Raw genomic sequence first — 12268 nt, 5'->3', positions numbered from 1 at the left:
GTCTCCGCACCCGGAGGCGGCACTTCCCGCAGTCGGACGACGGCCCGTCAGGCGTGAAGCCTGTCCCGGATCGCATCGGGACGGCCGCCGCGCACCCGGGCATCCCCTCACGGGACGTATCGACATCCTGATGGCGAGGTCTACATGTCTATCAAGCGGATCCTGGCGGTCGCGCTGGCGATCGCACTCTCGGATCCCCTGGGACCGGCGGGCGTCACGGCGCAGACGCCGGCCTATGCGAACAACGGCGATCCCACGCTGGCCGCGCTCATCGCGGAAGCGCTGGAGGGCAATCCGCGTGTACGCGGAGCACTCTCGGACGTGCAGGCCGCGCGCGCCCGCGTCCCGCAGGCGGGGACCCTCCCGAATCCGATGGTCGCCTTCACCCAGCACCTGCGGGGGCCCCAGACCCGGGTCGGGCCGCAGACCTCCGGCGTGTCGCTCAGCCAGGCATTCCCCTGGTTCGGGACGCTGTCGGACCGAAGGGACATCGCCGAGGCCGAGGCCGAGAGTCGCGGGGAGACCTACAGGCGGCAGGCGGCCGAAGTGGTGCGGCAGGTAAAGCTGGCCTACTACGACCTCGCCTACCTGGATGAAGCGCTCCGCATCACCGGAGAGGAAGAGCAGCTCCTCCTCCACTACGAGGCCCTCGCCCAGGCGCGTTACTCGCAGGGCTTCGGGCAGCAGCAGGCCGTTCTCAAACTTCAGGCGGAAGTCACGCGTGTCCTGAGCCGCCGGCAGGAACTCCTGCAGCAGCGGACCGATTTCGAGGCCACGCTCAACATCCTCGCCAATCGGCCCGTGGACGCCCCCATCCCTATGATCGAGGTGGGGGAACGTCCGCCTGCCAACATTGACGATGAGCGGTTGCGGGCAGCCGGGCTCGGCGCCAGGCCGGAGGTGAGGTCGGCCCGGCTGCGGATCGAGAGCAACGAACGGGCCGTCCGCCTCGCAGGTCGACGCTACCGGCCCGACTTCTCCGTCGGCCTCGCCTGGGGCAGCGTTCTCGACCGGCGCGACGACGCGGGCCGCAACGACCCGCCCCCGGACAACGGGCGCGACACCTACAGTCTCACCCTCGGCGCGAGCATTCCGGTTTTCAGGTCCAGCTACGACGCGGGCATGCGCGAGGCTGCCGCGCGCCTCACCGCGGCCGAGGAAGCGTACCGGGACGCGGTAAACGGGGTGGCGCTCGCTGTCCGTTCGACCGCGTTCCGCCTGACCACCATCGAAGGGCAGCTGGCCCTCTTCGAGCGCGCGCTGGTCCCGCAGGCGGAGCAGGCCCTGCGCGCCACCGAGGAGGCGTATTCGGCCGGAGTCACGGGCGTGCTCGAGTTGCTGGACAGCGAGGCGGTCCTGCTGGACGTCCGTCTGGGCCTCGCGCGCATACGCGCCGACTACATGAAGGCGCTGGCCGACATGGAACGAGCCATCGGCTCGGCCTTTCCGGAGGAGGAACCGTCATCTCCGGGCGAGGAGGGATCATGAGGAACACGAAGAGACTTCAGCTGACCGCAGTCGTGGCGCTGGGCGTCGCGATTGGCGCCGGCGGTGCGTTGCTGCTGATGCGCATCTTGCCCGGGGAGCCGATGAACGAGGCGCAGGCCGGAGCCGGCGAAAGCGGAGCCCTCGCGCCCGGAGGACAGGCCGCGCCCGCGGGCGAACGCAGGATCCTGTACTGGCGAGCACCGATGGATCCGAACTACACCTCCGACCGCCCGGGCAGGTCCCCGATGGGGATGGAGCTGGTTCCGGTCTATGCGGACGAGGGTCTCGCGGACGGTCAGGTCCGGGTGAGTCCGAGCTTCCTGCAGAACTTTGCCGTTCGCACGGCCGAGGTTCATCGCGGCTCGCTCCCCGTCCTCATCCGCACGGTCGGCATCCTGGCGCACAACGAGGAGCGGGTGGTCTCGGTCCAGACCAAGTACGAGGGCTGGATCGAGCAGGCCAGCGTGAACAACGTGGGCGAGACGGTCGCGAGGGGCGACGTGCTCTTCGAGATCTACAGCCCGGAACTGGTCTCGACACAGCGCGAGTTCGTCGGGGCGATGGAGTACGTCGGGCGCCTGCGGGACGGCGGAGCCTATCCGGAAGCCATCGAGCGCGCGCAGTCCCTCCTGGAGGCGACCCGGGAGCGCCTGCTGTACTGGGACATGACCGAGGCGCAGATCGACGCGCTCGCCGAGTCGGGGGCGGTCGCGCGCACGGTCCGGGTCTTCTCGCCCGCCACCGGCTTCATCGTCGAGAAGATGGGCGACTCGATGGAAGGGTTGCGGATCTCGCCCGGAATGACGGTCCTGAAGATCGCAGACCACTCCACGCTCTGGGCCGAGACCGAGTTCTACGAGGACGATCTCAGGCATGTGGGCGAAGGCGAGGCCGTGGAGATCGAGGCGGACGCGTTTCCCGACCGCCGCTGGGACGGGCGCATCCTCTTCTTTCGTCCCGCGGTGAATACGCAGACTCGGACGCTCACGGCGTTCGTGGAGGTGGCCAACGCCGACCTGCGGCTCCGGCCCGGGATGTACGTCGACGTGACGGCGCGGGCCAGCGGCGCTTCCGACGCGGTGATGGTGGCGGCCGAGGCGGTGCTGCACAGCGGAACCCGCGCGGTGGTGATCGTGGCCAGGGGCGAGGGCGTGTTCGAGCCCCGCGAGGTCTTGCTCGGAACCGAGAGCGAGGGCATGCAGGAGGTGACGTCCGGGCTGACCCCGGGTGAGCAGGTCCTCGTCTCGTCCCAGTTCCTCATCGACGCCGACGCCAACCTCAAGGCCGCCATCTCGCAGCTCTTGAGCGGCGCGGAAACCGGGCAGCCTGCTGCGGACGGCGAGATGCAGCACGGCGAGATGGAGCACGGCGAGATGCCCGGGCCGCCTGGGGCGATGCCCGGCGCGGCCTCCGGCATGCCGCCCGGCCGCTGACGGAGGTCCCTCATGCTCGCGCGCATCATCAACGGCTCCATCAGGAACCGGCCCCTGATCCTCGTCGGCGCCCTCGCCGTCGTGCTGGCGGGCGTCTTCTCGCTGTCCCGCACCCCCATCGACGCCATTCCGGATCTCTCGGACGTGCAGGTCATCATCCAGACCGAGTATCCCGGCCAGGCCCCGCGCATCGTCGAGGATCAGGTCACCTACCCCGTCGCCACCCAGATGCTGGCGGCGCCGTTCGCCCAGGTGGTGCGCGGCTATTCGTTCTTCGGGGTGTCGTTCGTGTACGTGATCTTCGAGGAGGGAACCGACCTCTACTGGGCCAGAAGCCGGGTTCTGGAGTACCTGAACTCCCTCTCCGAGCAGCTCCCGCCGGGTATCACGCCCAGGCTCGGACCCGATGCCACCGGAGTCGGCTGGGCCTTCGTGTACGCGCTCCGGTCCGACCGCCACGACCTTGGGGAGCTGCGCTCGATCCAGGACTGGTTCCTCAGGTATGAGCTGACCGCGGTGCCCGGGGTCTCGGAAGTGGCGAGCGTGGGCGGGTTCGTGCGCCAGTACCAGATCACGGTCGATCCGAACCGGCTGCGCGCCTACGACCTGTCCATCTCGGCCATCCGCTCCGCCATCCAGGAGAGCAACAGCGATGTCGGGGGCGGCCTCATCGAGGTCGCCGAGCGGGAGTTCATGATTCGCGGCCTCGGCTACATCCGGTCGGTGGACGACATTCGCCGGATCGGTCTCGGCGTGAGCGCCGACGGGACGCCGATCCTGCTCGAGGACGTGGCGCGCGTGAGCCTGGGACCGGAGGGCCGCCGCGGCCTCGCGGAGTGGAACGGGGAAGGGGAGACGGTCGGCGGCATCGTCGTGGTGCGGTCCGGCGCGGACACGCGGCGGGTGATCCGGGACGTGAAGGACAAGCTTGCGGAGATCACGCCGGGACTGCCGGAGGGCGTCGAGATCGAAGTGGCCTACGACCGGAGCGCACTGATCGACCGGGCGGTCGGGAGCATCCGCATGAGCCTCGCGCAGCAGCTCGCGATCGTGGGCCTGGTGTGCCTCGTCTTCCTGTTCCACCTGCGCAGCGGCCTCGTGGCCGTCATCGCGCTGCCGGTGGGGATCCTGATGGCGCTGATCGTGGTGCGGATGCAGGGGCTGACGCTCAACATCATGTCCCTGGGCGGGATCGCGGTCGCGATCGGAACGATGGTGGACGCAGGGATCGTGATGGTCGAGAACGCCCACAAGCACCTCGCCCGCGACGGGGGCCGGAGGCCGCACTGGGAGATCGTCGCCTCGGCGGCGCGCGAGGTGGGCCCGTCGCTGTTCGTGGCGCTCCTGGTGATCACCGTGTCGTTCATGCCGGTCTTCACCCTCGAGGCGCAGGAGGGGCGGCTGTTCAAGCCGCTCGCCTTCACCAAGACCTACGCGATGGCGTCCGCTGCGCTCCTGTCGGTGACGCTCGTTCCGGTGCTGGTGGGCTACTGGGTGCGCGGGAGGATCCGCCGGCCATCGAGCACCCCGCTCGGACGGCAGCTGGCACGAACGTACTGGCCGGTTCTCGGGTTCGTGCTGCGTTTCCGGACCTGGGTCCTCGCCGCCGCCGTGCTCGGACTGACTGCGACCATCGTGCCGCTGTCGCGTCTGGGGTCGGAGTTCATGCCGCCGCTGTGGGAAGGCGACCTGCTCTACATGCCCACCACTCTCCCCGGAGTCTCCATCACCGAGGCGCGCGAGATCCTGCAGCAGACGGACCGCATCATCTACACCTTTCCCGAAGTCCAGCACGTCTTCGGCAAGGTCGGGCGGGCGGAAACGGCAACAGATCCCGCGCCCCTGTCCATGCTCGAGACCACCATCGCGCTGAAGCCCCGCGACCAGTGGCGGCAGGGGATGACGCCCGAGAGGCTCATCGAGGAGCTCGACGCGGCCCTCCGCATTCCGGGGCTCACCAACGCCTGGACCATGCCCATCCGGAGCCGGATCGACATGCTCTCGACCGGAATCCGCACGCCCGTGGGCATCAAGATCGCGGGTCCCGATCTGACCGAGCTGGAGAGGCTGGGGCGGGAGATCGAGGATGTGCTGCGCGGCGTTCCCGGGACCGCCAGCGTGTACGCGGACCGGGTGATGGGCGGCAACTACCTCGACTTCTCCATCGACCGCGAGGCGATCGCCCGCCACGGACTCACCGTGAGGGACGTGCAGGAGGTGATCCGGACGGCGATCGGCGGGATGAACGTGACGACGACGGTCGAAGGTCTCACGCGCTATCCGGTCAACCTGCGCTACAGCCGGGAACTGCGGGACGATCTGCCCGCGCTGCGCGCCGTCCTGGTGACGACGCCCCAGGGTCACCAGGTGCCGCTGGGACAGCTGGCCGGCATGGAATACGTGGTCGGTCCCCCGAGCATCAAGAGCGAGGGCGCCAAGCCCAACGCCTGGGTGTACGTCGACCTGCGCGACGTCGATATCGGCGGCTACGTGGAGACGGCGCGCGAGGCGGTTGCGGCCGGGGTCGTTCCGCCGCCCGGATACACCATCGCGTGGAGCGGGCAATACGAGTATCTGGAGCGCGCCGAACGGCGTCTCATGTACGTGATTCCGCTGACCCTCCTGCTGATCTTCGTCCTGATCTACCTGGCGAACAGGTCCGCGGCGGAGACCTGCCTCGTGCTGCTGGGCGTTCCGTTTGCGGTCGCCGGCTCGTTCTGGCTGCTCTACATCCTCGGCTACGACCTCAGCATCGCGGTCTGGATCGGGATCATCGCGCTGGCCGGCCTCTATGCCGAGACCGCGATCGTGTTTCTGCTCTACCTGAACATCTCGCTGCGCGACTACCGCGACCGCGGACTGCTGAAGGACCGCGCCGCGCTGGCGCATGCGATTCGAAGCGGCTCCATCAAGCGGGTCCGGCCGATCATGATGACCATCGCCACCGATGTGCTCGGGCTGATGCCGATCATGTGGAGCGCGGGCGCGGGCGCCGACGTCATGAAGCGGATCGCGGCGCCCCTGGTCGGAGGGGTCGTGACCTCGGGCGCCGTGGTGCTGCTGCTCTTCCCGGTTGTTTTCTACCTGTGGAAGGCGCGCGGGCTGCCGGAGGGGCGGGGGTAGGCGCGCAACGCGGGCGCGGGTAATGTAGTGGTCCGCAGTTTCCCGGAGAGCCGTCGCCGACAAATGCCCGAACGAGACGCGAAAAGCGACGCCGCGCGCCTTCTCTTGCGTGCCGCCGGCTGGATCATGGTCCCGCTGGTCGTGGCGGCGTGCGCGGATCCTTCGCCGATGGACTCGGAGTCCGGCACGGTCGTGATCACAGGGACGGAGCAGCCTGCCGTTCCTGGCGCCGAAGCGGGTGCACCGGAGCAACAGACGGAGCCGGGCGCGGCGCTCGCCGAGGATCCGGAGGCTGACGCGGTGGCTGGTGCTCAGCCGCAGGCGGGTGCCGAGCAGGAGACTCCGCCATCCCAGGCGACGCTCGACTCCCTCGCCGCCCAACTGAGTGATATCACTGTGGCGCAGGAGTTGATACTATCCCGGCTGGACGCGATGGAGCAGGGCGGCGCAGTGGCTGCGGCTCCGGCCGACACCGCCGTCGGCGCCCTCGATCTGGAGGAGGCGACCGAGGAAGTCCGGAGTCTCGGGGTGGGCATCTTCTGGTCGCTGGTCATCATCGTCGTATTTCACTTCCTGATCCGGGCGCTGGCATGGGTCCTCGAGACGCTGGCCGAACGGAGCGTCAGGCGCCGCCTGACATTTAAGTGGCTCATCCCCATTACGCGCATGGCGCTGTGGGGGATCGCGGCCTACCTCATCCTGCGCACCGTCTTCCGGGTCGACGCCCAGGGGCTTCTCGCGGCGAGCGCCGCCCTGGGCCTGGCGCTCGGCATCGCCGCGCAGGACCTGCTCAAGAACGTGTTCGGGGGCCTGATCGTCGTCTTCGACCAGCCCTTCCAGGTGGGCGACAAGATCTCCGTCGGGGGAACCTACGGAGAGGTCGTGTCGATCGGGCTAAGGTCGACGCGCATCGTGACCGCCGACGACAACCTGGTGACGGTGCCCAACTCCCAGGTCGTGGAGGAGCAGGTCGCCAACGCCAACGCCGGGCAGTTGAACTGCCAGGTCGTGACCGATCTCTACCTGCCGGGACGGGTGGACGAGCGCAAGGCCAGGGAGATCGCCTTCGAGGCGGCGGTGACTTCCCGGTACGTCTTCCTGAACAAGCCCATCGTGGTGCTCGTCGGAGACGAGTTCCGCACCACCTTCGTCACCCGCGTGAGGGTGAGGGCCTACGTGCTGGATCCCCGCTTCGAGTTCCTGATGCAGAGCGACATCACCGAGCGCGCCCGCGACGGCTTCCGCGCCGCGGGGCTCACGCCGGAGCGCGACTGGTATCCGATGGTCGAACCGCCGGAAGCGACTGCCTCCCGTAGGCCCGACGCGCGATGAGCGACCCTGCGGCCAACACACCCGGGACCGCGCAAGGCGTGTCCGCGGACTCCGCCATCGCCGCCCGTATCTCCGCTGCCGTACACGAGCCCTTCGCGGAGGTCTGGGGGCGCTACGAAGCGGACGTGTGGCTGCCCATCCGCCGCGTGCTGGAGGAGGCGGCTGCTGCGCACGGGCGGGCACTCGCCGCGGTGAACGGCAAGGGGCGGGAGGATGCGAATGCCGGACGTGTAGAGCGGGAGGTGTTGGCGGGTGACGGGAGCCGGGACGCGAGTGCCGGCGAGGGAAAGCAGGATGTGCCCGGGGCGCTCGCGGAATACCGGGATGCGGTCGCCGATGAGGTCATCGAGCCCCTGCGCGCCGCCCTCGCCGCCGGCGCCACTGCCACCGAGCTGGAAGAATCGCTGGCCTCGGCCCGGGATAATGCGCGCGCGGCGGCGGCCGAGCTGCCTGCCATGCTGCAGGCGCCGGCTGCCCGTCCGCCCGTCGCGAGATTTCCGGGGGTTGGGCCCGTACGCTGGATCAAGCGAGCCGCCGCGCGCGTGCTGGGCCCGGTGGTCTGGCGCGGCCGGTTGCGCCGCGTCCCGGTGGCCCGGCTGGCCCGCCAGCACCTCGAGCAGGTGGTGCTTCGCGACCAGGCGAACGCCTTCCGCCGGAGCCAGCACGACCGGGCCGAATGGCTCGGGCGCCTCGAGCGCGCGTGGGCCGACTGGGCGGCCGCCGTGTTGCAGCCGGCTCTCCCGGCCGATGAATCCACACCCTCCGCCGACTCCGTCGCGGAGGAGCCGCCGGCTGCCGAGACGCCCACCCGGCACGCCGCCGGAGCGCGGCTGCAGAGCGAACTGCAGGCGCTCGTAGACGAGGTCGAACGGGCTTCCGGGAGCGCTCGGAGCGCCGACTTCGGGCAACTGGAGGCATCCCTGGCCGCCTCGGTTGCGGTGGCCGGCACCTTCGCAGCCGATCCGCCATCCAGTCGGCCGGGCCCCGGACGCCAGCGGGAGCTGGCCATGCGATGGGATGCCTGGGCGGAGGGCGCAGCGGCCCGGCTGGAGCTGTACCGGAGTCTGGCCGCGATGCGCGGTGACATCGAGGGGATTCTCGGCGAGTTGCGCGGCGACTGGTCGCATGCCATCCGCGACGCGGATGCGGTTCTTGCTGAAGTCGCGGCCGAGCTGAGCCGGGGCAGGGAGCGGGCGGCAAGCCTTTCGGCCGGCGGAGAAGATCTGGTCGCGATGCTGGAGGCCGAGCGACAGCACACCGATGCGGCGCTCGCGCACATCCAGGGCGGCCTGCCGGAGCCCGGTGCCGTGTTCGAGACGCTGACTGCCTCCGTCGAGGAGACGATCCACGGTCTGGGCGAGGTTCGCGAGCGAATGCCCGGGGCCCTGGCCCTTCACGACATTCCGGCGCCCGGAGATCCCCCGAGAAAACCGGGGTCGGACCCCCGCACCGTGCGCCTGCGCGAGACCTTCCTGCACGCGTTCGATCTCCTGCGCCGGGAACGGATGCAGGCCGCGCCTTCGGCGATCCGTGAAGCCATGTACCGGATTCGCTCGGAGGTCGTCGAGCTCCGGGAGGTGTCGGGATACGGCTACGAGGCCGCGGTCGCGGAGGCGAAGGAGCGGGGCGGTCCCGATGCCCCGGATCCCGCCGCGCTGGTCGTCAACGGTCTCGCCCGCGCCGGCAACAAGGCTGCCGCGGCGCGCGAAGTCCTGCGCGAGGCGCTGGCAGCGGCGGAGCACAGGGTCGCTGCCGAGATCGCCAGCGGATCGCGCCAGCTGTTCGAGCAGGCGACCGCGGACCGTATGACGGCGGGCTATCTCGAGGCTCGCACAGTTCTGTCGGCCGGGCTCGCACGCGCATGGAAGCAGACGCGCCGGCTGTCGGGCCAGGCCGCGGCTCGCGGCGCCGCGGCCGTGTCGTGGGCCCTGGGGTTCCTTCGGCCGCTCAGCGCAACGATGGGCCTCGGTCCATCCGCCCGGACCGTCGTCGACCGCCGCGAGCACGCCCTCGCGTACGCAGACGAGTACCCGGCTGCGCTTCCGGTCGTCTACAGGCGCCTCTTCTCGCTGGAACCGCTGACGGATGCACGGTTGCTCGCGGGGCGCGAGGACGCCCTGGCCGCGGTGGCGTCGGCGTGGGCGCGGCGAGCCACCGGCGAGGCCAGGTCCCTCGTCGTCATCGCATCGCCCGGCGCTGGCGTGACCAGCTTCCTGAATGTCGTCACAAGCCACCTTGCCGAAGAGGCTCCGGGCGGAGTACGGCAGAGGTTCACCACCCGCGTGCGAACGGAAGCGCACCTTGCGGGGCGCGTGGCCGGATGGCTGGGGCTTGGGGATGCGCCTGACCTCGACTCGCTCGCGGACCGGGTGCTGGAGGCGCCGTCGGGGTCGGTTCCCTCCTTCGCCGTCCTGGAGGCGACGGAACATCTTCACATGCGTGCGCCCGGAGGAGGCAGGCTGTTCGAGCTGCTCCTGACCTTCATGTCGCGCACCGAATCGAGGGTGTTCTGGCTCACAGTCGTCACCTCGACTGCCTGGCAGCTGGTCGAGAAGCGCGCCCCCGCGTTCGTCCACGACGTCGAGCGGGTCACTATGGGGGAACTTTCCCCCGAAGCGTTGCGCCAGGCGGTTCTGGCCCGGCACCGGCTGAGCGGGCTTCCTCTGCGCTTCGCCGAACCACACGACCGTGGAGCGACACTGCGGCGCCGGGCGCGACGGCTGCGGGGCTCGGGCAAGCAGGAAGGGCTCATCGAATCCGACTTTTTCCAGCGTCTTCACCGCGTTTCCCGGGGATCTCCCCGTCTGGCGCTGTTCTACTGGTTGCGCTCGGCGGACTTCGCTTCGACTGCGGGAAGCCTCCTCGTGCAGCCGCTGAGCACGCTGGAGTCGGGCATCGAGAACCTGGACCGGGAGCAGAGCTTCGCCCTCAAGGCCATCCTCGAGCACGGAACCGTGACCGTCGGTGAATACTCTGACGTGGCCCGAAGCTCGAGTGCCGAGAGCCTGCACATCCTCCGGTCACTGGAAGAGTGCCGGGTGATCGAGAAGGTCCCAACCGCGGCCCGCGAGAAGCCTTCGGTGGAGGAAGCGGTGGGAGGCAACGCAGCCTGGCGCAGCTATCGCATCCGCCCCCTGATGATTGGCGCCGTAGCCGCCCATCTCAAGTCACGCAACATCCTGCATTAAGTCCGAACTTCCGCCGGTGTAGACGAAGGGTCAGGGGTGGCCAGTGTCTCCCTACGTCCCTCGCGCGACCTCATCTCCATCCGTCCAGAGGCACAACATCGCATAGCCCCAGTCGATGCGTTCGCCCGTCCACAGCGAGTCCCCGGTCCAGGCGTCGATGCCGTCCTGTCCGTGCCAGCGGGTCAGACCGAAGTCCTGCGCCGACGACACCGGGAAAGTCCGCGAAGACATCGGACGTGCCGTCGCGGCGCCGCGGGGCACCAGGCCGCCGATGTCCGGGGAGGCGGGCACCATCGGCAGCGGAACGCGCTGGGGTTTGAGGAAGCGCGGGGCTCCCCACTCGTCCATCTCCACCCGCCATCCCCCTTCGTGGACCGCGCGGTGGTGGAACGGACACAGGAGCACCAGGTTGTCCATCGCGGTCTCTCCACCCTCGGCCCATGGCGTGATGTGATGGGCGTGGATGCGCGCGCGCGAGTCGCATCCCGGGAAGCGGCACCCGCCGTCGCGGGCCTCGAGGGCCTTGCGCAGCCTCCAGCCCACCGTCCTCCGGCGACGCCCGACATCCAGCACGGAACCGTCTGCCCCACGCGCGATGGGCACGACTTCGGCATCGCATGCGAGCCGCGAAGACGTTTCAGCTGAAACGCTCGAGCCGTCCTCGGTGACCAGCGGGGCCGACACTTCCTGCTCCTGCTCCTCCTGCTTCTGATGCTCCTCCCGCTTCTCCTGCTCCTCCCCTTGGAACGAGTGCATCACGAGCTGTACCTGAGGCTGCACGCGCTCCTCGAGCCACAGCCCCAGGGCGTCGGCTCGACGCTGTAGCGGCGTGGTCCGGTGCTCGGTCCCGGCGCTGCGCTCGGCGCGGTAGAGCCGGCCTTCCGCGACCTCGAGCGCCTTGAGGAGCAGGGCGCCCACCTCCGGGTTGAGGCGGCCCCGCACTTCATAGCTGCCGTCGTCGGTGAGCCACACCGAGAGGCCGCGGCGCTCCGCACGGGCGGCCTCCGAGGCGTCGCCCCGGTCCAGGCAGCGCCAATGCCGGACCATGCGCTCCACGTGCGCGGTGGTGCCGTGGCGTGCGAAGTCGAGGATTTTCTCTTCGTTTTCCGGGTTGGCGATGCGCGTCAGGGCCCGCACCTTCGAGTACGAGAGCTCTCCCCTGGCGAAGGCTTCGGGGATCAGGGACAGGGAGGGGAGGCAGCGGGCCACGCGCATCTTCTCGCGGGCGGGACCGAGCGAGATGCCGGTGCGCCAGGAGAGCCAGTGGGCGCAGGAGCGGAATCCCTGCCAGCGTTCCTCTTCGTCGTAGACCTTCAGCAGGCAGAGGAGCCGGTAGGTGGCGGCGGTGATGTGGGCGCAGAGAAGGGCGATCTCGTCGCCGAGCGGATCGAGATCGGGGCTGAACCCTTTGGAGATGGGCGCAACAGGGGCGACTGCGGCGGGAATGGGCGTAATAGAAGCGGGCGCGGTTGGGACGAGCGGACTCGCGGCGGGCTGGCCTGAGGTGGAAGGAGTGGGCGAAGGAGGAACTGGGGCGAGTGCGACTGGTGTGGCGGAGGCAGAGGACATGGTGGTCTGATTCCGGGGGCTCTGGGAAGATCGGTTACTGGCTCACCTCCTCCTACCCCGTAATTCGGTATTTGTTCGGGTCACACGGACACCGCAAATCGGGAGTTGGCGCCTGCCAAGGCGCTCACAGCGTGC

Annotated in this window: 6 protein-coding genes; 5 read left to right on the top strand and 1 reads right to left on the bottom strand. The window is 69.5% G+C overall.

What is annotated here, in order from left to right; all coding sequences use genetic code 11:
• The first annotated feature begins 144 nt into the window (after positions 1-144).
• From OXU32_10560 to OXU32_10540, 5 genes are all read left to right on the top strand, one after another.
• A complete protein-coding gene (locus OXU32_10560; protein MDE0074388.1) occupies positions 145-1488 on the top strand; it encodes a TolC family protein in 1344 nt (447 codons plus the stop codon).
• Positions 1485-2921 carry an efflux RND transporter periplasmic adaptor subunit gene (locus OXU32_10555; protein MDE0074387.1) on the top strand — a complete coding sequence of 479 codons (1437 nt, stop codon included), beginning with the start codon at positions 1485-1487 and terminating at the stop codon, positions 2919-2921. Before OXU32_10560 ends, OXU32_10555 begins: the two co-directional genes overlap by 4 nt.
• Before the next feature lie 12 nt (positions 2922-2933).
• A complete protein-coding gene (locus OXU32_10550) occupies positions 2934-6044 on the top strand; it encodes a CusA/CzcA family heavy metal efflux RND transporter (protein MDE0074386.1) in 3111 nt (1036 codons plus the stop codon).
• Between the two features lie 63 nt (positions 6045-6107).
• Positions 6108-7376 (top strand): mechanosensitive ion channel, encoded by a 1269-nt coding sequence (locus OXU32_10545; GenBank protein MDE0074385.1) that lies wholly within the window; start codon positions 6108-6110, stop codon positions 7374-7376.
• Positions 7373-10564, top strand: coding sequence for a hypothetical protein (locus OXU32_10540; protein ID MDE0074384.1), 3192 nt, complete (start codon positions 7373-7375; stop codon positions 10562-10564). The genes OXU32_10545 and OXU32_10540 overlap by 4 nt, the downstream gene beginning before the upstream one ends.
• A gap of 51 nt (positions 10565-10615) precedes the next feature.
• Here OXU32_10540 and OXU32_10535 read toward each other — a convergent pair whose 3' ends face one another.
• Positions 10616-12133, bottom strand: coding sequence for a DUF222 domain-containing protein (locus tag OXU32_10535; GenBank protein MDE0074383.1), 1518 nt, complete (start codon positions 12131-12133; stop codon positions 10616-10618).
• Positions 12134-12268 lie beyond the last annotated feature (135 nt).

It is taken from the genome of Gammaproteobacteria bacterium, from assembly GCA_028819075.1.
GTDB lineage: Bacteria > Gemmatimonadota > Gemmatimonadetes > Longimicrobiales > Gaopeijiaceae > BD2-11.
The sequence above is the reverse complement of the archived record's forward strand: the minus strand, read 5'-3'. Positions and strand labels throughout refer to the sequence as shown.